Annotated in this window: 22 protein-coding genes and 5 tRNA genes; 19 read left to right on the forward strand and 8 right to left on the reverse strand. The window is 71.3% G+C overall.

Annotation, left to right across the window (positions count from 1 at the left end; all coding sequences use genetic code 11):
• Positions 1 to 2316 (reverse strand): sensor histidine kinase (locus ACFSL4_RS08885; protein ID WP_381080342.1); only part of this gene is annotated, 2316 nt, incomplete at its 3' end.
• Positions 2317 to 2916: 600 nt separating this feature from the next.
• Between ACFSL4_RS08885 and ACFSL4_RS08890 the strand changes: the two genes are divergently transcribed.
• The 9 genes from ACFSL4_RS08890 (at position 2917) to ACFSL4_RS08930 (ending at position 6999) form a co-directional block, all read left to right on the forward strand.
• Positions 2917 to 3099 (forward strand): hypothetical protein, encoded by a 183-nt coding sequence (locus ACFSL4_RS08890; RefSeq protein WP_381080344.1) that lies wholly within the window; start codon positions 2917 to 2919, stop codon positions 3097 to 3099.
• A gap of 201 nt (positions 3100 to 3300) precedes the next feature.
• Positions 3301 to 4077 carry a fumarylacetoacetate hydrolase family protein gene (locus tag ACFSL4_RS08895; RefSeq protein WP_381080346.1) on the forward strand — a complete coding sequence of 259 codons (777 nt, stop codon included), beginning with the start codon at positions 3301 to 3303 and terminating at the stop codon, positions 4075 to 4077.
• Entirely contained in the window at positions 4070 to 5545 is a 1476-nt protein-coding gene (gene gltX, locus ACFSL4_RS08900; RefSeq protein ID WP_381080348.1) for a glutamate--tRNA ligase, read from the forward strand. Before ACFSL4_RS08895 ends, gltX begins: the two co-directional genes overlap by 8 nt.
• A 70-nt stretch (positions 5546 to 5615) precedes the next feature.
• A complete protein-coding gene (locus ACFSL4_RS08905; RefSeq protein WP_381080350.1) occupies positions 5616 to 6371 on the forward strand; it encodes an HAD family hydrolase in 756 nt (251 codons plus the stop codon).
• Between the two features lie 90 nt (positions 6372 to 6461).
• Positions 6462 to 6533, forward strand: a tRNA-Gln gene (locus tag ACFSL4_RS08910).
• Between the two features lie 39 nt (positions 6534 to 6572).
• Positions 6573 to 6645 (forward strand) — tRNA-Glu (locus ACFSL4_RS08915).
• Between the two features lie 87 nt (positions 6646 to 6732).
• Positions 6733 to 6805: transfer RNA gene (locus ACFSL4_RS08920), tRNA-Glu, on the forward strand.
• Between the two features lie 21 nt (positions 6806 to 6826).
• A tRNA-Gln gene (locus tag ACFSL4_RS08925) sits at positions 6827 to 6898 on the forward strand.
• Positions 6899 to 6926: 28 nt separating this feature from the next.
• A tRNA-Glu gene (locus ACFSL4_RS08930) sits at positions 6927 to 6999 on the forward strand.
• A gap of 63 nt (positions 7000 to 7062) precedes the next feature.
• Here the strand turns inward: ACFSL4_RS08930 and ACFSL4_RS08935 are convergent.
• Positions 7063 to 7707 (reverse strand): MerR family transcriptional regulator, encoded by a 645-nt coding sequence (locus ACFSL4_RS08935; RefSeq protein WP_381080352.1) that lies wholly within the window; start codon positions 7705 to 7707, stop codon positions 7063 to 7065.
• 87 nt (positions 7708 to 7794) lie between these two features.
• On the opposite strand from ACFSL4_RS08935, the gene ACFSL4_RS08940 reads away from it, so the two are divergent.
• On the forward strand, positions 7795 to 8313 hold the full coding sequence (locus tag ACFSL4_RS08940) for a DUF4188 domain-containing protein (protein WP_381080354.1): 519 nt from the start codon (positions 7795 to 7797) through the stop codon (positions 8311 to 8313).
• 84 nt (positions 8314 to 8397) lie between these two features.
• Here the strand turns inward: ACFSL4_RS08940 and ndgR are convergent, their stop codons facing one another.
• Entirely contained in the window at positions 8398 to 9114 is a 717-nt protein-coding gene (gene ndgR / locus ACFSL4_RS08945) for an IclR family transcriptional regulator NdgR (RefSeq protein WP_030649197.1), read from the reverse strand.
• A gap of 189 nt (positions 9115 to 9303) precedes the next feature.
• Here ndgR and leuC point away from each other — a divergent pair, with 189 nt between their 5' ends.
• The 4 genes from leuC (at position 9304) to ACFSL4_RS08965 (ending at position 12579) form a co-directional block, all read left to right on the forward strand.
• A complete protein-coding gene (leuC, locus tag ACFSL4_RS08950; protein WP_381080356.1) occupies positions 9304 to 10728 on the forward strand; it encodes a 3-isopropylmalate dehydratase large subunit in 1425 nt (474 codons plus the stop codon).
• A gap of 5 nt (positions 10729 to 10733) precedes the next feature.
• Entirely contained in the window at positions 10734 to 11327 is a 594-nt protein-coding gene (gene leuD / locus ACFSL4_RS08955; protein WP_381080358.1) for a 3-isopropylmalate dehydratase small subunit, read from the forward strand.
• A gap of 264 nt (positions 11328 to 11591) precedes the next feature.
• A complete protein-coding gene (locus ACFSL4_RS08960) occupies positions 11592 to 11801 on the forward strand; it encodes an SCO5555 family protein (protein WP_381080360.1) in 210 nt (69 codons plus the stop codon).
• A 148-nt stretch (positions 11802 to 11949) separates the two neighbouring features.
• A complete protein-coding gene (locus ACFSL4_RS08965) occupies positions 11950 to 12579 on the forward strand; it encodes an HU family DNA-binding protein (RefSeq protein ID WP_381080365.1) in 630 nt (209 codons plus the stop codon).
• Between the two features lie 76 nt (positions 12580 to 12655).
• On the opposite strand, the gene ACFSL4_RS08970 is transcribed toward ACFSL4_RS08965, so the two are convergent.
• Together ACFSL4_RS08970 and cofC are read right to left on the reverse strand one after the other, a co-directional pair.
• Positions 12656 to 12859, reverse strand: coding sequence for a hypothetical protein (locus tag ACFSL4_RS08970; protein WP_381080367.1), 204 nt, complete (start codon positions 12857 to 12859; stop codon positions 12656 to 12658).
• Positions 12860 to 13003: 144 nt separating this feature from the next.
• The gene (gene cofC, locus ACFSL4_RS08975) at positions 13004 to 13651 is read right to left on the reverse strand and encodes a 2-phospho-L-lactate guanylyltransferase (RefSeq protein WP_381080369.1); all 648 of its coding nucleotides are present in this window, start codon (positions 13649 to 13651) and stop codon (positions 13004 to 13006) included.
• A 223-nt stretch (positions 13652 to 13874) separates the two neighbouring features.
• On the opposite strand from cofC, the gene ACFSL4_RS08980 reads away from it, so the two are divergent.
• The 3 genes from ACFSL4_RS08980 (at position 13875) to ACFSL4_RS08990 (ending at position 16920) form a co-directional block, all read left to right on the forward strand.
• Complete coding sequence (locus tag ACFSL4_RS08980; RefSeq protein WP_381080371.1) at positions 13875 to 14645, forward strand: lysophospholipid acyltransferase family protein; 771 nt, start codon at positions 13875 to 13877, stop codon at positions 14643 to 14645.
• Entirely contained in the window at positions 14642 to 15652 is a 1011-nt protein-coding gene (locus ACFSL4_RS08985; RefSeq protein ID WP_381080373.1) for an NAD(P)H-dependent glycerol-3-phosphate dehydrogenase, read from the forward strand. The genes ACFSL4_RS08980 and ACFSL4_RS08985 overlap by 4 nt, the downstream gene beginning before the upstream one ends.
• A gap of 110 nt (positions 15653 to 15762) precedes the next feature.
• Positions 15763 to 16920, forward strand: coding sequence for a D-alanine--D-alanine ligase family protein (locus tag ACFSL4_RS08990; protein WP_381080375.1), 1158 nt, complete (start codon positions 15763 to 15765; stop codon positions 16918 to 16920).
• A gap of 19 nt (positions 16921 to 16939) precedes the next feature.
• Here ACFSL4_RS08990 and ACFSL4_RS08995 read toward each other — a convergent pair whose 3' ends face one another.
• The gene (locus tag ACFSL4_RS08995) at positions 16940 to 17419 is read right to left on the reverse strand and encodes a DUF3515 domain-containing protein (protein ID WP_381080377.1); all 480 of its coding nucleotides are present in this window, start codon (positions 17417 to 17419) and stop codon (positions 16940 to 16942) included.
• A 20-nt stretch (positions 17420 to 17439) separates the two neighbouring features.
• Positions 17440 to 17673, reverse strand: a complete 234-nt coding sequence (locus ACFSL4_RS09000) for an Lrp/AsnC family transcriptional regulator (protein ID WP_037654619.1) — start codon at positions 17671 to 17673, stop codon at positions 17440 to 17442.
• Between the two features lie 206 nt (positions 17674 to 17879).
• Between ACFSL4_RS09000 and ACFSL4_RS09005 the strand changes: the two genes are divergently transcribed.
• The gene (locus ACFSL4_RS09005; RefSeq protein ID WP_381080379.1) at positions 17880 to 18845 is read left to right on the forward strand and encodes a thiamine-phosphate kinase; all 966 of its coding nucleotides are present in this window, start codon (positions 17880 to 17882) and stop codon (positions 18843 to 18845) included.
• A gap of 183 nt (positions 18846 to 19028) precedes the next feature.
• Here the strand turns inward: ACFSL4_RS09005 and rpmB are convergent, their stop codons facing one another.
• Positions 19029 to 19214 (reverse strand): 50S ribosomal protein L28, encoded by a 186-nt coding sequence (gene rpmB, locus ACFSL4_RS09010; protein ID WP_003993230.1) that lies wholly within the window; start codon positions 19212 to 19214, stop codon positions 19029 to 19031.
• A 293-nt stretch (positions 19215 to 19507) separates the two neighbouring features.
• On the opposite strand from rpmB, the gene ACFSL4_RS09015 reads away from it, so the two are divergent.
• A complete protein-coding gene (locus ACFSL4_RS09015) occupies positions 19508 to 21190 on the forward strand; it encodes a DAK2 domain-containing protein (RefSeq protein WP_381080381.1) in 1683 nt (560 codons plus the stop codon).
• Positions 21191 to 21263: the final 73 nt, after the last annotated feature.

Raw genomic sequence — 21263 nt, forward strand, 5'->3', positions numbered from 1 at the left:
GAAGACGGTGCCGTGCGTCGCACCGATCACGGCGACCGCGGACGCGCCGGCACCGACGGACGGACCGCCCTGCTGGGCCTGGCGACGGGCCGCGGCCACACCGGCGGCGGCCTGCGCGGCGGCCGGGCCGCCGGACTGCGGGGCGCCCTGGCCCGGCTTGCCCGCACCGGGCTTCTTGCCGCCCTGGGCGACGTCGACCGGGAGCATGACCAGCGCGGTCGTACCACCGGAGTCGGACGGACGCAGCTGGATGCGGATGCCGTGGCGCTGCGACAGCCGGCCGACCACGAACAGGCCCATGCGGCGGGAGACGGAGACGTCCACCGTGGGCGGCGAGGCGAGCCGCTCGTTGATCGCGGCGAGGTCCTCCGGGGACAGACCGATACCGGTGTCGTGGATCTCGATCAGCACGCGGCCGTCGGGCAGCGCGTGACCGGTGACCTTGACCTTGGTCTGCGGGGAGGAGAACGAAGTGGCGTTCTCGAGCAGCTCGGCGAGCAGGTGCACGAGGTCGTTGACGACCCGGCCGGCGACCTCGGTGGCCGGGACGGCGGCCAGCTCGATGCGCTCGTACTGCTCCACCTCGGACGCGGCGGCGCGGAGCACGTCGACCAGCGGGACCGGGCGGGTCCAGCGGCGGCCCGGCTCCTCACCGGCGAGGACCAGGAGGTTCTCACCGTTACGGCGCATACGCGTCGCGAGGTGGTCGAGCTTGAACAGCGAGGAGAGCTGGTCCGGGTCGGCCTCGCGGGACTCCAGTTCGGAGATCAGCGACAGCTGGCGCTGGATCAGGCCCTGGGAGCGGCGCGAGAGGTTGGTGAACATCGCGTTGACGTTGCCCCGCAGCAGGGCCTGCTCGGCGGCGAGGCGGACCGCCTCGCGGTGCACGTCGTCGAAGGCCGCGGCCACCTGGCCGATCTCGTCACGGGAGTGCACACCGACCGACTCGACGGACGTGTCGACGTCCTGCGGGTCGGCCTCGGACAGCTGCTTGACCAGCTCGGGCAGGCGCTCCTGGGCGACCTTGGTCGCGGTCTCCTGCAGCCGGCGCAGCGAGCGGATCATGGAGCGGGCCACGACGAAGGCGCCGACCAGGGAGACACCGAGGACGAGGAGGATCAGCGCACCGGAGATGAGGGCCTCGCGCTCCGAGGCGCTGCGCAGCTCGCGGGCCTTCTGCTCCATCTCCTCCAGGAGCGTGCCCTCGATCTTCTTCATCTGCTCGAGCTTGGACGTGTCGGCGTCGACCCAGTCCCGGTACGAGCGCTTGGGCTGCGACCGCAGGCCGGTCGAGCTCTTCAGCACACGGCTGGCGTACTGGTCGGCGTCCACGATCGTGGGGCTGCCCTGGTCGATCGGCTTGGTCAGCTCCTCGGCGCCGGTGCCGTAGATGCTCTTGAAACTGTCCAGCTCGGACCCCTGGCTGTCCAGGGCCGACAGGGCGTACTGGCGGTCGTTCTCGGAGAGGTCGCCGAACGTGCGGTTGTTCGCCGGCAGGGCCGCCGCGATGACCGCGCGCTGCTCGGACGCGTACTCCTTGGCGGTCGAGAAGGCCGACAGGGCGCGGGTGCGCTGGATCATCTCGGGGTTGCTGGTGGCCTGTGCCATGTCCTGGGACAGGCTCAGCAGCTGCGCGACCAGGCGGTGGTACGCCTCGACCGTCTGGGTGGAGTTCTTCGGGTCCTTGTAGGCGTTGGCCCGGATCGCGCTGAGGTTGCTCAGCTCGCTCGCGATGCCCACGACGTTGTCGCGCACGCCGGACAGCTGGCCCTTGTCGGAGGCGTCGCTGAGCGCCTGGGTGCCCTCCAGGAAAGAGGAGCGGGCCCGGTCCGTCTTGTCGCGGACGCCCTTGACCCCCAGGTCGGTCCCCGGCGCGCCGTTGGCGAGGGGGCCGGCCGACTGGTCCCGCTCCTCCTGGAGCGCCTCGGCCAGCTGGGTCGCCTGCCTGGTCATGTCGGTCAGCAGCTTCATGTTGTCGAGCTGCTGCATCTCGTCCATCGAGTCGCTGATGCGCAGGGCACCGAGCGAGGTGGCGGCGACCACGGGGAGCGCGAGCAGCGAGACCAGACGGGTCGAGATACGCCAGTTGCGCAGAGCTATTCGTGTGCCCGGTGTGATCGGGGGAGCGGCCTTGGGCGGTGGGGGCGGCGGCGGGGAGTCCGCGGACGCACCGGAGTGCCCGGGCTGCTCGGAGCCACCGCCGGCCGGCGCCGATCCCGGGTTCTGGGCGTGCTGGGGCGAGGAACCACGGTCGGTCCCGCCGTGCGGCTCCGGCTCCGCCGAAGCGCTGCCATCCCTCTTGAAACGTCCCTGCACTAGCGTCGCAACCTCTGGACCAGGCGCCCCTCCGCGTGAACGGCGGGGCGGTGTCGGCGTCATGAGGGGCGCTCTGAGCACGCCCCTCTGTTGGTCGTGAGTGACCGGCGCAGGTTCCCCCTTCCCGCCGCTCCTCGGCGCTGCGTTGCGCCCCTGCGCGCCGGTTGGATCCCGCGGCGGTCCGTGGAATTCCAGCACAGTGCCGGATCTCCAACAAGGCCAATGGGCGAGCCCGTGACCACCATGACACGCTGTGAGGGGGGTGTCACAAGGAGTGGAGATTTATCTCGTACATAGAGGGCGTATCTCCGCGAGCCGCTGGGGTGTGTCCGGTGTCCCAGTCGCCATGATCAGGAGCGGAATGCGGGCTTCAATAGAGCAATGTCCGTTTCGATGGGGCAGGTTGACAGCCCGGATTGACCGTTTTGTTCGTGGGGCAGTGAGCAAACTCACACGCCGATCGGCCCCTCCCCGGGGCCTCGCGCGGGAATTGCATGTTTAGCCTGACGCTTTACAGGGATGGCGAATCCGACAACCTGCGCTTCGGCGGCGGCCCTTGAGGCCCACCGGGTGCCCGTAACGACGAGGTCAACGACAACAGTGAAGACCACGATGATGTTCCGCACGATAGCCAACCCGCGGCGCACGACGCTGGCGCACCTCGCCGACGCCGACGAGCTGCAGGCCCCGGCGGTGCCGGAACCCTCGGTCGACCTTCCCGCGCAGACCGCCAACCCCAGGCGCACCGTCCTCATGGAGGTCCCGGCCTCCGCCGTGGAGTAGCGCGGGAGCGCGCGAGCGGAGGAGCAGGCGCTGCCGCCCGTGTCGGGTCGCCCGCGGCTCCGCGTCGGCCGCCCGCCGCTTTGCCGGCGCCCGTCGGCACGCGGCGGGCGCCGGCTCCGTAATGCGTGAGGCGCCCGCCCCCTGCCGCGTTAGCCTGGAGCGTCAGACTCCAGCCAGCTCAGTGAGGGGCGCAAGGATCCCGTGCGCATCGCCAGGTTCTCCATCGACGGGAACGTCGCCTTCGGCGCGGTCGAGGGCGACAAGCCGGACGAGCTCGTCCTCGACATCATCAAGGGCATCCCGTTCGCGGACTTCGAGCTCTCCGGCACGAAGGTGCCGCTGAGCAAGGTCAGGCTGCTGCCGCCGGTGCTCCCCAACAAGGTCGTGGCCTTCGGGCGCAACTACGCGGAGCACGCCGGGGAACTGGGCAACGAGGTGCCCGAGGCCCCGTTCGCCTTCTTCAAGCCCTCCACCTCGGTGATCGGCCCCGGCGATGCGATCGCGTACCCGTCCTTCTCCCAGGAGCTGCACCACGAGGCCGAGCTGGCCGTGGTGATCGGCCGTATGTGCCGCGAGGTCCCGCGCGAGCGGGTAAAGGACGTGATCCTGGGCTACACCTGCGCCAACGACGTCACCGCGCGCGACGTGCAGCGGCGCGAGAAGCAGTGGGCGCGGGCCAAGGGCTTCGACACCTCCTGCCCGCTCGGCCCCTGGGTGGAGACCGACCTCGATCCGGCCGACCTCACCATCCAGCTCACGGTCAACGGCGAGCAGCGCCAGCTCGGCCGGACGAGCGAGATGATCCACCCGGTCGAGGACCTGATCGTGAACATCTCCGAGGCCATGACGCTGCTCCCCGGCGACGTGGTCCTCACGGGCACCCCCTCGGGGGTCGGCCCCCTCGGCGTCGGCGACGAGGTCGCCGTCACCATCGAAGGCATCGGCACTCTCACCAACAAGGTGATCAAGCGTGGCTAACGCGAACGTCCGTGTACGTTTCTGTCCGTCCCCGACCGGAAACCCCCACGTGGGCCTGGTCCGCACCGCCCTGTTCAACTGGGCGTTCGCCCGACACACCGGCGGTACGTTCGTCCTCCGCATCGAGGACACGGACGCGGCCCGCGACTCGGAGGAGTCGTACGTCCAGCTCCTGGACTCGCTGCGCTGGCTGGGCTTCGACTGGGACGAGGGCCCCGAGGTCGGCGGCCCCCACGCGCCGTACCGCCAGTCTCAGCGGATGGACGTCTACCAGGACGTGGCGCGCAAGCTCCTGGACGGCGGGTACGCCTACCACTGCTACTGCACGACGCAGGAGCTGGACGCCCGCCGCGAGGCCGCCCGGGCCGCCGGCAAGCCCTCCGGCTACGACGGCCACTGCCGCGAGCTGACCGCCGAGCAGGTCGCGGCGTACGAGGCCGAGGGCCGCGCCCCCATCGTCCGCTTCCGCATGCCCGACGAGACGATCACCTTCACCGACCTGGTCCGCGGCGAACTGACCTTCACGCCGGAGAACGTGCCGGACTACGGGATCGTACGGGCGAACGGGGCACCCCTGTACACGCTCGTGAACCCGGTCGACGACGCCCTGATGGAGATCACCCACGTCCTGCGCGGCGAGGACCTGCTCTCCTCCACCCCGCGCCAGATCGCCCTCTACAAGGCGCTGATCGAGCTGGGCATCGCGAAGGCCGTGCCCGCGTTCGGGCACCTGCCGTACGTGATGGGCGAGGGCAACAAGAAGCTGTCGAAGCGCGACCCGCAGTCCTCGCTGAACCTCTACCGCGAGCGCGGCTTCCTGCCGGAGGGCCTGCTCAACTACCTCTCCCTGCTGGGCTGGTCGCTCGCCGCCGACCACGACATCTTCACGATCGACGAGATGGTCGCCGCCTTCGACATCGCGGACGTGAACCCCAACCCCGCCCGGTTCGACCTGAAGAAGGCCGAGTCGATCAACGCCGACCACGTCCGGCTGCTCGACGTGAAGGACTTCACGGAGCGCTGCGCGCCCTGGCTGAAGGCCCCGTTCGCGCCGTGGGCGCCCGAGGACTTCGACGAGGCGAAGTGGCTGGCGATCGCCCCGCACGCACAGACCCGCGTCAAGGTCCTGTCCGAGATCACCGACAACGTCGACTTCCTGTTCCTGCCGGAGCCGGTGTCCGACGAGGCGTCCTGGGCCAAGGCCATGAAGGAGGGCAGCGACGCACTGCTCCGCACGGCCCGCGAGAACCTCGACGCGGCCGACTGGAGCTCCGCCGAGTCGCTGAAGGAGGCCGTCCTGGCCGCCGGCGAGGCCCACGGTCTCAAGCTCGGCAAGGCCCAGGCCCCGGTCCGCGTCGCCGTCACCGGCCGCACGGTCGGCCTGCCGCTGTTCGAGTCCCTGGAGGTCCTGGGCAAGGAGCGGACGCTGGCCCGCCTCGACGCGGCGCTGGCGAAGCTGACGGTCTGACCCGTCCGGATGCAGGGGCGGCACCCGATCGGGTGCCGCCCCTCGTCGTCTGCGACGGTACCGTCGGGGCATGGCGATCACAGCTGTCGTGTGGGACGTCGACGACACCCTCTTCGACTACACCACCGCAGACCGGGCCGGTATGCGCGGGCACCTGGCGGCCGAGGGCCTGCTCGACGCGTACGAGACCGTGGAGCGGGCCCTCGCGCGCTGGCGGGAGATCACCGACCGGCAGTGGGCGCGGTACGCGGCCGGGGAGATCTCGTTCGAGGGGCAGCGCCGGGACCGCGTGCGGGTCTTCCTGGGGGAAGAGCTGTCCGACGACGAGGCCGACTCCTGGTTCCGGCGCTACCTGGACCACTACGAGACGGCCTGGGCCCTCTTCCCCGACGTCCTGCCCGCTCTGGACGCCCTCGCCGCCAGCCACCGGCACGCCGTGCTGTCCAATTCCAGTCTCCACGTCCAGGACCCCAAGCTGCGCGCCCTCGGCGTCCGCGACCGCTTCGAGGCCGTCCTGTGCGCCGCCGAACTGGGCTTCTCCAAGCCGGACGCCCGGGCCTTCCGCGCGGCCTGCGACGCCCTGGAACTCGCCCCGCACCGGGTGGCGTACGTCGGCGACCATCCGGAGATCGACGGCCGCGGCGCCGCCGAGGCCGGGCTGCTGTCCGTGTGGATCGACCGTTCGGGCGTGAGCACCGTCACGGACACGCCGATGGCGTCGCGGCCCGAAGTACCCGCGGGCCTGCGCCGGATCGCCTCCCTCGCCGAACTCCCCGCGGTCCTCGGCGCGGATACCCGTTTTGGAGCGCCGTCCACCTTCGGGTAATGTTCTTCCTGCGCCGCCGGGGTCGGGCCGAAGGGCCGGTCACCGGAAGCGCGACCTAGAACAAGAACCCCTCAGGGGCTTGCGTTCCAGTGGCCTATGGTGTAATTGGCAGCACGACTGATTCTGGTTCAGTTAGTCTTGGTTCGAGTCCAGGTAGGCCAGCTCGCAGAGCTTTTCTGCACCCGCGGATCTCATCCGCGAGCCCCCGTTGTGTAGCGGCCTAGCACGCTGCCCTCTCAAGGCAGTAGCGCCGGTTCGAATCCGGTCGGGGGTACAGATCCTTCCCGCGAGGACAGCTCGGGTCGCTCCCGTTGTCCCCGTGTGGACGAAACCCGGCTGTCGCCGGGTGAGGATCGCCAAGGCCCCCGTTGTGTAGCGGCCTAGCACGCCGCCCTCTCAAGGCGGTAGCGCCGGTTCGAATCCGGTCGGGGGTACTGAAAGGTCTAAACCACCTTTGGTCTATGGTGTAATTGGCAGCACGACTGATTCTGGTTCAGTTAGTCTTGGTTCGAGTCCAGGTAGACCAGCTCGGACCTGCGGAAACGCAGGATCCTGGCCCCCGTTGTGTAGCGGCCTAGCACGCCGCCCTCTCAAGGCGGTAGCGCCGGTTCGAATCCGGTCGGGGGTACGTACGACGATCGATGGGCCTCCGGTTCCGGCCGGGGGCCCATCGGCGTTCCCGCGGCAGGGCCTACTCGAACCCGTACCGCCGCGCCGCCTCCTCCTCCTGCGCCAGCCGGTGCAGGGCCTGCAGGATCGGCTCCGCGAGGACCACCCCCAGGACCGCGGTCTCGGCCTTCTCGGCCTCCGACGGATGTGTCTCCACGAAGTCCAGGTCGAGCATGGCCACCTGGTGCATCAACCGCGCGTACGACGCGAGCAGTTCGGGGCCCCAGTCGTAGCCGAGCCGCCTGAACGCGGCCACCGCCACCACCAGCGAACGGTAGGCCGGGGAAATGGTGACCAGCGCCTTGGCGTGCGGCCAGCCCAGGGTGTCCAGCAGGTCGTCCACCTCGCGGTGCGCGGCCCGGATGTGATCGTCCTCCTCGTCGGGCTCGGCCACCTGCGGCAACGCCCACAGCGCCGCGCCCAGCCGGATCGTGCGCCCCAGGGAGTCGTCGTCGACGTGCCCGAGCACCTCCCGCACCGTCGCCACCGGGACCCGGCCGATCTGGATCATCGCCCGCACCAGCCGCAGCCGGCGCAGATGGCTCTCGTCGTACTCGGCCGTCGTCGCGTTGATCTGGTGGCCCGGCGCCAACAGCCCTTCGCGAAGGTAGTACTTGATCGTCGCGGTGGACACGCCACTGCGTTCGCTGAGCTGGGCCAGCCGCATCTCTTGCGCCCTTCCTTGGTAAGTGTCACTATCCAAGCACCGCCACAGAAGATAGTGCCGCTATCCGATCGAGGTCAGGGGTCGTTCATGTTCGTGAAACCGATTCCGGGACGCACCACCGCGGCCGTCGAAGGCGATGCCGTGGTGCTGCTGATCGGTATGCGCGTCAACCGCTTCTGGGCGGTGCACCAGTGGCTCCCGGTCATGCTGTCGATGTTCCGCATGCTGGGGGAGCTCGCCCGCGACAGGGACCGGGGGCTGCTGGGACGCGTCCTGCTGACGGCATCGCCGCGGACCTACTACGTGGTCCAGTACTGGGAGTCCAAGGAGAAGCTCTACGCCTACGCCGCCTCGCCCGACATGTTCCACCACAGGGTGTGGGGGATCGTGAACCGCAAGGAGCGCGCGGGCAAGGTGCGCGGACACGTCGGCCTGTGGCACGAGGCGTACGTCGTGCCCGAGGGCTCGTACGAATCGATCTACTTCGACATGCCGCCCTTCGGACTCGCGGCGGCCACGGGGGTGCTGCCGGTCGAGAGCCGGGGACGCCGGGCCGCGGACAGGTTCGCGCACCGCTCGTCCGGGAAGGCCGGGGAGGCCGCCTGACGGGGAGACGCGGAGACACGGGGGACCGGGAGGGGCCCGCCGCGGCGTTGAGGCGGACCCCTCCCCGATGACGGGCGGGACGGGTCAGCCGGAGCGGCGCAGCGCCTCGGAGAGGCGGGTGGCCGCGTCGATGACCGCCTGGGCGTGCATGCGGCCCGGGTGCCGGGTCAGCCGCTCGATGGGGCCGGAGACGGAGACCGCGGCCACCACACGGTTGGAGGGGCCGCGCACGGGCGCGGAGACGGAGGCGACACCCGGCTCGCGCTCCCCGATGGACTGCGCCCAGCCGCGGCGCCGCACCCCCGACAGGGCCGTGGCCGTGAAGCGGGCGCCCTGAAGACCGCGGTGCAACCGCTCGGGCTCCTCCCAGGCCAGCAGGATCTGCGCTGAGGAGCCCGCCTTCATCGTGAGCGTCGAGCCCACCGGAACCGTGTCCCTGAGGCCCGAGAGGCGCTCCGCGGCGGCGACGCAGATGCGCATGTCCCCCTGGCGGCGATAGAGCTGCGCGCTCTCGCCCGTGACATCGCGGAGGTGGGTCAGCACCGGGCCCGCCGTCGCCAGCAGCCGGTCCTCACCCGCCGCCGCGGCCAGCTCGGCCAGCCTGGGGCCGAGGATGAAACGGCCCTGCATGTCGCGCGCCACCATGCGGTGGTGTTCCAGCGCCACGGCGAGGCGGTGTGCCGTGGGTCGTGCCAGTCCGGTGGCGCCGACCAGACCCGCGAGGGTGGCCGGACCGGACTCCAGGGCGCTCAGGACCAGGGCCGCCTTGTCCAGAACGCCGACGCCGCTACTGTTGTCCATGCAACGATACTCGCGTCTCACTCTGTGAAACGCAAGTTCAATTTTCCGTGGAACGCGCCACCCTTGGAGTCACAGCGGCCCGCGGACCGACGGGTCCGGCGGCGGACGCCCGGAATCAGGGGGTGCGGGCGCCGCTTCCACACGATCTCTAGTTGGGCCGGCGCGCTCGTGCCGGCCGGAGGGAAAGCGATGGGTAGGACACTCGCGGAGAAGGTCTGGGACGACCACGTCGTCCGGCGCGCCGAGGGCGAGCCCGACCTCCTCTACATCGATCTGCACCTGCTGCACGAGGTGACCAGCCCCCAGGCGTTCGACGGCCTGCGCAAGAGCGGCCGCCGGGTGCGCCGGCTCGACCTCACCATCGCGACCGAGGATCACAACACCCCCACCCTCGACATCGACAAGCCCATCGCGGACCCCGTCTCGCGCGCCCAGCTGGAGACGCTGCGCAAGAACTGCGCCGAGTTCGGTGTCCGGCTGCACCCGCTGGGCGACGTGGAGCAGGGCGTCGTGCACGTCGTCGGCCCGCAGCTGGGCCTGACCCAGCCGGGCACGACCGTCGTCTGCGGCGACTCCCACACCTCCACACACGGCGCCTTCGGCGCGCTCGCGTTCGGCATCGGCACCTCCCAGGTCGAGCACGTGCTGGCGACCCAGACGCTGCCGATGGCCCGCCCGAAGACCATGGCCATCACCGTCGACGGCGAACTGCCCGAGGGCGTCACCGCCAAGGACCTGATCCTGGCGATCATCGCGAAGATCGGCACCGGCGGCGGCCAGGGCTACATCCTGGAGTACCGCGGCCCGGCCATCGAGAAGCTCTCGATGGAGGCCCGGATGACCATCTGCAACATGTCGATCGAGGCCGGCGCCCGGGCCGGCATGATCGCCCCGGACGAGACCACGTTCGCCTACCTCAAGGGCCGGCCGCACGCCCCCGAGGGCGCCGACTGGGACGCCGCGGTGGAGTACTGGAGCACGCTGCGGACCGACGACGACGCGGAATTCGACGCCGAGGTCCGCATCGACGCCGCCGAGCTGTCCCCGTTCGTCACCTGGGGCACCAACCCGGGGCAGGGCGCGCCGCTGTCGACCACCGTCCCCGACCTCGCTTCGTACGAGGACGCCTCGGAGCGCCTCGCCGCCGAAAAGGCCCTGGAGTACATGGGGTTGGAGGCGGGCCGGCCGCTGCGCTCCATCACCGTGGACACCGTCTTCGTAGGCTCCTGCACCAACGGCCGCATCGAGGACCTGCGCGCCGCCGCCTCGGTCCTCAAGAACCGCAAAGTCGCCGAGGGCGTACGGATGCTGGTCGTCCCGGGCTCCGCGCGGGTGGGCCTGCAGGCCGTCTCCGAGGGCCTGGACGTGGTCTTCAAGGAGGCCGGCGCCGAGTGGCGGCACGCGGGCTGCTCGATGTGCCTCGGGATGAACCCGGACCAGCTGGCCCCGGGCGAGCGCTCCGCGTCCACCTCCAACCGCAACTTCGAGGGCAGGCAGGGCAAGGGCGGGCGTACGCACCTGGTCTCGCCGCAGGTCGCCGCCGCCACCGCGGTCCTCGGCCACCTGGCCTCCCCGGCCGATCTGTCCGACGCCCCTGCGTCCGCTGGAGTCTGAGAACCATGGAAGCATTCACCACGCACACCGGCCGGGCCGTCCCGCTGCGCCGCAGCAACGTCGACACCGACCAGATCATCCCCGCCCACTGGCTCAAGAAGGTGACCCGGGACGGGTTCGAGGACGGGCTGTTCGAGGCATGGCGCAAGGACCCCGGGTTCGTGCTCAACCGCCCCGAGCGGCAGGGCGCCACCGTGCTGGTCGCCGGCCCCGACTTCGGCACCGGCTCCTCCCGTGAGCACGCCGTCTGGGCGCTGCAGAACTACGGCTTCAAGGCGGTCCTCTCCTCCCGGTTCGCCGACATCTTCCGCGGCAACTCACTGAAGAACGGTCTGCTCACGGTCGTCCTGGAACAGAAGACCGTGGACGCCCTGTGGGAGCTCACCGAGCAGAACCCCGAGGCGGAGATCACGGTCGATCTGGAGAACCGCGAGGTGCGCGCCGAGGGCATCACCGCCGCCTTCGAACTGGACGAGAACTCCCGCTGGCGGCTGCTGAACGGCCTCGACGACATCTCCATCACCCTCCGCAACGAGGACGACATCGCCGCGTACGAGGCGGGCCGCCCGGCGTACAAGCCGCGGACCCTCCAGGCCTGACACCCGGCTCTGCAAGGGCTGCTTTCGGCCATCGCGACACCTCTCTGTACCCCCAATCGTGGACGGTTGGGGGTACAGCCGTCTCTGCCGGCAACCGCCTCGGCGTGCTGCCACGAACGGCCTCAACTTCCCTGGTCACAAAGGTCATTGTCTGGGTGCGCGGTCCCGGCGGCGCGTTGCTCCAAGGTGCCCGAAGGGCCCCCGGAAGACGGCAGTTGCCCCCCAGCGGGGGCGACAACTCGCCCCAGATGGCACAATCTGTGCATGGACAACGACGGCCAACTCGAGCTCTATACGGCGGTCGCGGCCCAACTCAAGGAAGCGCACGCAAGGGTGCGCGCACTGCAAGTCCCGGAGGGCGTACGGATGGCGCTGACCCGGAAGCTGCTGGTCCTTACGGCCGCGGCCAAGCACGATCCCGCCGAAGCGGCCAGGCGTCTCGAGCGGTTCATGAGCGACCTCGACGAGGAGTGAATCCCCGAAGAGGAAGTCTGAAACGGCCGAGTCCGTTGCGGCACGAGGGTGATAAGCCCGTTTCGTGTTTGATTTGCGGTATATATCTGCCTAACGTGCGAAAAAGCTTGAACACTTTCGTTCTGGCGATGTCTCCGAAGGGGAAGACGTGAACAAGGCGCAGCTCGTAGAAGCGATTGCCGACAAGATGGGGGGCCGTCAGCAGGCCGCCGATGCTGTCGACGCGGTCCTGGACGCCATCGTCCGCGCGGTCGTCGGAGGCGACCGGGTCTCGGTCACCGGCTTCGGTTCGTTCGAGAAGGTCGAGCGTCCGGCCCGTTACGCCCGCAACCCTCAGACGGGCGAGCGGGTTCGGGTCAAGAAGACCTCTGTGCCGCGCTTCCGCGCGGGTCAGGGCTTCAAGGACCTGGTGAGCGGGTCCAAGAAGCTCCCGCGCGGTGGTGAGGTCGCCGTCAAGAAGGCGCCCAAGGGCAGCCTCACCGGGGGCGCCGCGGCCACGGTCAAGAAGGCGGCGGCCAAGAAGGTCACCGCCAAGAGGGCGGCGCCCGCGAAGAAGGTCACCGCGAAGAAGGTCACCGCCAAGAAGGCGGCACCCGCGAAGAAGGTCACCGCGAAGAAGACGACGGCCAAGAAGACCGCCGCGGCCGCGAAGAAGACCACCGCGAAGAAGACGACGGCCAAGAAGGCGGCGGCCAAGAAGGCCCCGGCGAAGAAGGCCCCGGCCAAGAAGTCCGCCGCCCGAAAGACCACCGCCAAGAAGACCACCGCCCGCAGGTAGACGGGGCGCACGGGCACTCACGCGCCGGGCCGGGCTCCCATGGGGAGGCCGGCCCGCGGTGTGTCCGGGAGCGGGATCAGAAGGTGTGCAGGGTCACCAGCGTGATGCGCCGGGCGTCACCCTCGCCCTCGGTCTCGATCCGCACCCGCTGCCCCGGACGAAGCAGCCTGAGCCCGCCCGCGTCGAAGGCCGGCGCGTCGAAGGGGACGGGCGTGCCGTCGTCGAGCAGCACCTGGCCGGTGCGGGTCTCGGGGTCGTAGGTGTACGCGGTCGCCTGCATGACGGAAGCCTATCGACCGCCACGGGAGCCTCTCGACGGCCGGGTTGCCCTCACGGCCGCCGCGGCGAGGAGCGGCGGACCCCTCTTCTCCGGCCGGCGTCCGGGACGTTTGGTGCGCCGAGGTCCGGCCGCGGGCCCTTCCCCTCAGCCGGCGGGCCCGTCGGGGATGAGCAGTCGTGCCGCCATCGCCGCCGTGCGGGGCCCCACACCCAGTGCCAGCGCCGCGCGCAGGTCGCCGCCGGTGTCCACGTCCTGGCGAACCGAGTCCACCGCGTCGAGCGCGAGCTCCCGCGCACCCGAGGCGCGGTGGCGCATCCGTGAATCCGGGCCGAACGCCGGCCGCAGTGCGCGACCCGGAGCGGCGGCCAGCAGCGTCGTGCCGATTCCCGCGGCATCGGGCAGAAAAGCGCGCGGAAATGCGGCGGCCGCGTCCAGGACCCGCGCCAATTCCGCGGGGTGCAGCGCCGGAAGATCCGCGTTGAGCGCCGCCAGGGCACAGCCGGGCCGGGCTCGCCGCACCCCCGCCTCCGCGTGTGTGAGCGCGGCGTTCAGACCGCCCCCGGGCTCGTCCGGGACGATCCGCGCACCCAGCGCCGCCAGCTCGCGCGCGGCGAGCGGGTCGTCCGTGACGACCGCCACATCGCGCACCGCCGCGCAGGCCAGTACCGCGGCCACCGTGTCCTGCGCGAAGGCGAGGGCAAGCCCCGGGCGCAGTCCGTCGGCCGCGGTGTCCGCGAGTCTGCTCTTCGCCCGCGCCAGGGCTTTCAGGGGTACGACCACAGTCCACTGCACGAGCGCTCCGTCCCTGTCTTGTCGCGTCCATTGTCACCCGGCCGCACCGGCGGCCCGCAGGGCGGGCGGCACGGCGAGAAGGCGCCCGAGCCCCGTACAAGGGCGGTGGCGGGAGACGGGCGGGCGTACGGTGTTCTCGACAGACAGGCGGCCTGGGGCGACACTTGTGCGTCCCACAGCCAGTGCCAGGCCCCGTGCCGGGTCCCTAGAGGAAGGTGTCCGCGTGCCCCGCCGCAGAATCGGCTTCTGGTACCGCTTCGCAGCGGTCCTCTGCAAACCGCCGCTGGTGGTTCTGCTCAAGAGGGACTGGCGCGGAATGGAGAACATTCCGGCCGACGGCGGATTTATCACGGCGGTGAACCACAATTCCCATGTGGACCCGTTCGGCTACGCGCACTATCAGTACAACACCGGGCGCGTTCCGCGATTCCTCGCCAAGAGCGGGCTTTTCAAGAAGGGGTTGGTCGGCGCCGTGATGCGCGGCACCGGGCAGATCCCCGTATACCGGGAGAGCACGGACGCGCTGAGTGCCTTCCGCGCCGCGATCGACGCCGTGGAGCGCGGCGAGTGTGTCGCCTTCTACCCCGAGGGCACCCTCACCCGTGATCCGGCCGGCTGGCCGATGACCGGCAAGACCGGCGCCGCCCGCGTCGCCCTGCAGACCAGGTGCCCGGTGATCCCCGTCGCCCAGTGGGGCGCCAACGAACTGCTGCCGCCGTACGCCAAGAAGCCCCACCTCCTTCCGCGCAAGACACACCACGTGCTTGCGGGTCCGCCCGTGGACCTCACGCGCTTCTACGGCAAGGAGATGACTCCCGAGCTGCTGAAGGAGGTGACGGAGGTCATCATGGCCGCCATCACCCGCCAGCTGGAGGAGATCCGCGGCGAGAAGGCGCCCGAGAAGCCGTACGATCCGCGCGAGGTGCGCATCGAACAGCGCCGCAGGGCCGCCGAACGGCACAGGCCGCGGCGCAAAGAGGGGGAGAGCAAGTGAGCAAGCCGGTCAAGGCGGCCGTCTTCGGAACGGGATCCTGGGGAACGGCCTTCGGCATGGTGCTCGCCGACGCGGGGTGCGAGGTCGTCCTGTGGGCGCGCCGTGCGGAACTCGTCGAGGCCGTCAACTCCACCCGCACCAACCCGGACTACCTGCCGGGCGTCGAACTCCCCGAGAACCTGCGGGCCACCACGGACCCCGCCGAGGCCGCCCGCGACGCCGACTTCACGATACTCGCGATCCCCTCGCAGACCCTGCGCGGGAACCTCGCGGAATGGGCGCCGCTGCTCGCGCCCGACACCGTCCTCGTCTCCCTGATGAAGGGCGTCGAACTCGGCTCCGCCATGCGGATGAGCGAGGTCGTCGAGGACGTCGCCAAGGTCGGCCCCGAACGCATCGCCGTCGTCACCGGGCCCAATCTGGCCCGGGAGATCGCCGCCCGCATGCCGGCGGCCGCCGTGGTCGCCTGCACCGACGAGGCCGTGGCCCGGCGGCTCCAGGCCGTCTGCCACACGCCGTACTTCCGGCCGTACACCAACACCGACGTGGTCGGCTGCGAACTCGGCGGCGCGGTCAAGAACGTCATCGGCCTGGCCGTCGGCATCGCGGACGGCATGGGCCTCGGGGACAATGCAAAAGGCTCGCTCATCACCCGCGGCCTCGCCGAGACCACCCGGCTCGGGCTCGCCATGGGCGCCGACCCGCTGACCTTCTCCGGGCTCGCGGGCCTGGGCGACCTGGTGGCCACCTGCTCCTCGCCCCTGTCGCGCAACCACACCTTCGGCACCAACCTCGGCAGGGGCATGACCCTGGAGGAGACCATCGCGGTCACCAAGCAGACCGCCGAGGGCGTCAAGTCCTGTGAGTCCGTGCTGGATCTGGCCCGCCGGCACGGGGTCGACATGCCCATCACGGAGACGGTCGTCGGCATCGTCCACGAGGGGAAGCCGCCGGTGGTCGCGCTCAAGGAGCTCATGTCGCGCAGCGCGAAACCCGAACGGCGCTGAGCCACCCCGGGCCCCGTTCCCGGCTCGTTCGCCTCCGGGGCGCCCCTTCGGCCCACTCACGGAGGCGGACGCTGTCTCAGGGCTCTGCCACCGGGTACGCTCAACGCGATATGAGCAGCGAGAACCTCCCCAAGAGCCCCGAGCAGCCGCCCCGCAGGCCCCGTGTTGCCGTTGTCTTCGGCGGCCGCAGCTCCGAACACGGGATCTCCGTGGTCACCGCCGGCGCGGTGCTGCGCGCCATCGACCGGACGAAGTACGACGTCCTGCCGATCGGAATCACCCAGGACGGCCGTTGGGCGCTCACCGCCGACGAACCGGACCGCATGGCGATCACCGAGCGCCGTACGCCCAGCGTCGAGGACCTGGCCGAGTCGCAGGAGGGCGGAGTGGTCCTGCCGGTCGACCCGTCGAGCCGCGAAGTCGTCTACGGCGAGCCCGGTTCGGTGCCCAAGGCGCTGGGTGAGGTCGACGTCGTCTTCCCGATGCTGCACGGCCCGTACGGCGAGGACGGCACCCTGCAGGGGCTCCTGGAGCTGTCCGGCATCCCGTACGTGGGTTCGGGCGTGCTCGCCTCGGCCGTGGGCCAGGACAAGGAGTACATGAAGCACGTGTTCACCTCGTTCGGGCTCAAGGTCGGGCCGTACGTGGTGATCCGGCCGCGCGAGTGGCGGCGCGACGAGTCCGCCGCCCGCAAGAAGATCGTCGACTTCGCGGGCGAGCACGGCTGGCCGCTGTTCGTTAAGCCCGCCCGCGCCGGGTCGTCGATCGGCATCACCAAGGTCGACGGTCCGGCGGATCTGGACGAGGCGATCGCTCAGGCCCAGCGGCACGACCCGAAGATCCTGGTGGAGGCCGCGGTGCGCGGCCGCGAGATCGAGTGCGGCGTCCTGGAGTTCGAGGACGGGCCGCGCGCCTCGGTGCCCGCCGAGATCCCGCCGCCGGACGCGCACACGTACTACGACTTCGAGGCCAAGTACATCGACTCCACCCCCGGCATCGTGCCCGCCCCGCTGACCGAGGAGCAGACCGCCGAGGTCCAGCGGCTCGCGGTGGGGGCGTTCGAGGCGGCCTCCTGCGAGGGACTGGTGCGCGCGGACTTCTTCCTCGCCGAGGACGGCGAGTTCGTGATCAACGAGATCAACACGATGCCCGGGTTCACCCCGATCTCGATGTACCCGCAGATGTGGCAGGCGAGCGGGATCGGCTACCAGGAACTGGTGGACCGACTGATCCAGGCGGCGCTGAACCGCTCGACGGGCCTGCGCTGAAGCGCGTCCCCGCCCTCCCTCAGCCGGCGATCCCGGGGATCGCCTTCTTGACGGGCTCGGCGAGGTCGGTCAGCGGGGCCAGCCCGTCGCCGGTGCGTTCCCGGGGCAGGCTCACCTCGACATAGGCCAGACGCAGCGTCGTGGTGAAGCGGAACGAACCGTCGTCCCGTTTCTGCAGCAGCCAGCCGACGCCGTTCACCTCCACGCCGTCCGCCTCCGGGTCGTTCAGCTCCTGGGGCCTCGCCACTCCGCAACGCAGTATGATCGCCGGGCTTCCCCAGCCCGCCCTGAGCGCGGACCGGGGCTCGGGATCGTTCCGCTCGAGGCCGTCCACCTTCCGCGGCAGCACCTTGTCCAGGTTCCGGCACAGCTTCGTGACCTTCGCGTCCGGGGTGGGAACCGCGGCCGAGGGGTTGTCGTCGCTTGAGGAGCAGCCCGCCGCCGCGATCAGCAGAGCGAGGGCGGGCAGTCCATGGAGCCGGCGGCGGAAAGAAGTCACCGGCCAAGGGTAGACGGGGGCTACAGGTGCACCACCGGGCAGGTCAGGGTACGGGTGATGCCGTCCACTTGCTGGACTTTCGCCACCACCATCCGGCCGAGTTCGTCGACGGTCTCGGACTGGGCGCGCACGATGACGTCGTACGGACCTGTCACGTCCTCGGCCTGGATGACTCCAGGGATCTTGCTGATCGTCTCGGCGACGGTCGACGCCTTGCCGACCTCCGTCTGGATCAGGATGTACGCCTGTACCACGGAACCTCCAGGGCGGCCACGAGGATCATGTGGGGAGAAGGGACGCCACGGTATCGCGTCGCCGCTCGCCGCGGGGAGACCCGCGGGGGCTGTGGCGTGATCGCCGGGGAGCACCGGCAACACAAGTTGACGGTCGACTCGACCGTATCCACGACGATGACGGCTCGCGACCGGGCCCGGCAGGCAAGAGAAGGGGACCTACGACGATGAAGGGCACCGTGGGCGAGCTCGGCGAGTTCGGGCTCATCAGGGAGCTGACCTCCCGGCTCACCACCACCCCGGCGGTCCGGGTCGGGCCCGGCGACGACGCCGCGGTGGTGGCCGCGCCCGACCGCAGGGTGGTGGCGAGCACCGACATCCTCCTGGAGGGCCGGCACTTCCGCCGCGACTGGTCCACGGCGTACGACGTCGGGCGCAAGGCGGCCGCGCAGAACCTCGCGGACATCGCGGCGATGGGCGCCGTGCCGACCGCGCTGCTGCTCGGTCTCGTCGTTCCCGCCGAACTGCCCGCCACCTGGCCCACCGAGCTGATGGACGGCCTGCGCGACGAGTGCCAGGTCGCGGGGGCGGCGGTGGTCGGCGGCGACGTGGTGCGCGGCGACACCATCATGATCTCGATCACCGCGCTCGGGGATCTGCGCAACCACGAGCCGGTCACCCGCGCCGGAGCCCAGCCCGGCGACGTCGTCGCGGTGACCGGCTGGCTCGGCTGGTCCGCGGCCGGGCACGCGGTGCTCTCCCGGGGCTTCCGTTCGCCGCGCGCGTTCGTCGAGGCGCACCGGCGCCCCGAGCCGCCCTACCACGCGGGTCCGGCCGCCGCCGGCCTCGGCGCGACCGCGATGTGCGACGTCAGCGACGGCCTCATCGCCGACCTCGGGCATATCGCGGAGGCGAGCAAGGTACGGATCGACATCCGCTCCGGCGCCATCGACATCCCGTCCCAGATGAACGACATCGGGCAGGCCGTGGGTGTCGACCCCATCCAGTGGGTGCTGACGGGCGGCGAGGACCACGCGATCGTGGCGACCTTCCCGCCGGACGTGAAGCTGCCCGCCCGCTGGAAGGTGATCGGCGAGGTGCTCAACCCGTCGGCGCTGCCCCAGGTGACGGTCGACGGGGCGCCGTGGACCAGCAAGGGCGGCTGGGACCACTTCGCGGACATCGAGTCGTAGGGGGCTGTGGCGCGGCCGCGGGCTGGTGCCTCCCGGCGGGAGCAGGGAGGTGCCCACCACCGTTTCCGGGTGCGGCCGGGCGGGGCGCGGCCCCGGTGGCGCCGCGCGGGCACAGCAAAAAGCCGGCCCACGTTCGTGGACCGGCTCAGTGCGGCGAACCAGCGGGCCGCGCGCCGCTTTGCGTCAGCGCGAGACCTTGCCGGCCTTGATGCACGAGGTGCAGGCGTTCACGCGCTTCGGCGTCCCGCCCACCACGGTACGCACACGCTGGATGTTCGGGTTCCAGCGGCGGGACGTACGGCGGTGCGAGTGCGAGATGTTGTTGCCGAAGCCCGGCCCCTTGCCGCAGACGTCGCAGTTGGCAGCCACGGGTCACTCCAAAGACTTCAGATGCACTTACGGTTGATCCCGGCATGCCGGGATCGAGATCGTGGGATCTGAGTGGCGCTGCCAGGGGGAAGGCCCGATCTGGATCGGGCAACCGGAGCAGCATACAACGGCTGCGCCCGTGGAACGAAACTACCACGGTCGACCGGGCCCCCGCTCCGGCCCTCGGGGGCGGCCGCCCCGCCACATCGTGCCGGGCCCCGTCAGGCCCTCTTCCGGTACGGAGCCCTTCTGGGTCTACGCTGCTCCACGTCCAGCAGCTCGAGGAGGCGCAGGTGGCGCAGGTGCCGCAGCCATTGGATGCTCTCGCGGTGCGCACCTGGTGCGGTCTCGCGCTCCAGGCGCTGGGGCGGGCCCGGGAGGAGATCGACGCGATCAACGTCTACCCCGTGGCCGACGGGGACACCGGCACGAACCTCTATCTGACCGTGGAGTCGGCCGCCGCGGCCGTCGAGGCGGTCTTCGCCGGCCACGAGACGGGCGCCGCGGGCGCGGTGCGGCGCCCGACGCTGGCCGAAGCCGTGCGGGCCATGGCGCACGGCGCGCTCATCGGGGCCCGCGGCAATTCCGGGACGATCCTCGCGCAGCTGCTGCGCGGCATGGCACAGGTGCTCGCCGCCGACGGCGAGAGCGCCCCCGGCGGCGCGCAGGGCCTGCGGCTCGCCCTCCGGCAGGCCGCCGACTCCGCGCGGGAGGCCGTCGCGCACCCCGTGGAGGGCACCGTGCTGAGCGTCGCCTCCGCCGCCGCCGACGCGGTCACCGGCGCCGAGGGCGACTGCGGGTCGGTCGCGCGGGCGGCGTACGAGGGGGCGCGCGCGGCCCTCGCGGCGACCCCCGGGCAGCTACCGGTCCTCAAGCGCGCCGGTGTGGTCGACGCGGGCGGCCAGGGGCTGGTGGCCGTGCTGGCGGCCCTGGTGGAGACGTTCACGGGGGAGGCGCCGCACGGCCGCGACGGGTCGATGCGGCACGTCCACGCGCGCGCGGTCGCCTCGGTCGCGCCCCGGGAGTGCGCGGACGCCCCCGGGGACGGGGGCGGCGGGCCCGCGTACGAGGTCGTCTATCTCCTGGAGGCCGACGACGCGGCCGTCACCCGGCTGCGGGAGCGGCTCGACGCGCTCGGGGACTCGCTGGTCGTGGTCGGCGGTGACGGGCTGTGGAACGTCCATGTGCACGTCGACGACGCGGGCGCCGCCGTCGAGACGGGGGTGGAGGCCGGGCGGCCGTACCGGATCCGGATCACGCACTTCGCCGCCGGGGACGTGCACACCTCGGGCACGGTGCCGCCGCGGGAGCGGGTCCGGCGGGCGGTGGTGGCCGTGGTGCCGGGGGAGGGACTGGCCGGGCTGTACCAGGAGGCCGGGGCGACGACCGTGCTCGCCCGGCCCGGGGAGCCACCGGCGAGCGGGGAACTGGTGGAGGCGGTGCGGCGGGCGCACGCACGCGAGGTGGTGCTGCTGCCGAACCACGCGGACCTGCACCACACCGCGGCCGCCGCGGCCGAGCAGGCGCGCGCCGAGGGCGTCCGGACGGCACTGATCCCGACGCGGGCCGCGGTGCAGGGGATCGCGGCGCTGGCCGTGCACGAGCCGGAGCGGCGCTTCGACGAGGACGTCGTGGCGATGACGTCGGCGGCGGGGGCCACGCGGTACGCCGAGGTGGCCGTCGCGGAGCGCCAGTCCTGGACGACGGCCGGCATCTGCCAGGCCGGCGACGTGCTCGGCCTGATCGACGGCGACGTCGCGGTCATCGGCTCCGACGTCACGGCGACGGCCGAGGCGGTCCTGGACCGCATGCTGGCGGCGGGCGGCGAGATGGTCACCCTCGTCCTGGGCGACGACGCCCCGGAGTCGGCCGCGGCGCGGCTGGAGGCCCGGGTGCGCGAGGCGTACCTGGCGGTCGACACGGTGGTGTACCGGGGCGGCCGCCAGGGGGCGCTGCTGCTGATCGGCGTCGAGTGAGGCCCGGCGGAAGCCGGTGAAGCGGAAGGCCGGGCGGAGCGGAACCGCGCCTGGCTGCCGCGGCGACCGGCCC

This window comes from Streptomyces caeni (assembly GCF_042678285.1).
In the GTDB taxonomy this organism is placed as follows: Bacteria; Actinomycetota; Actinomycetes; order Streptomycetales; family Streptomycetaceae; genus Streptomyces; species Streptomyces caeni.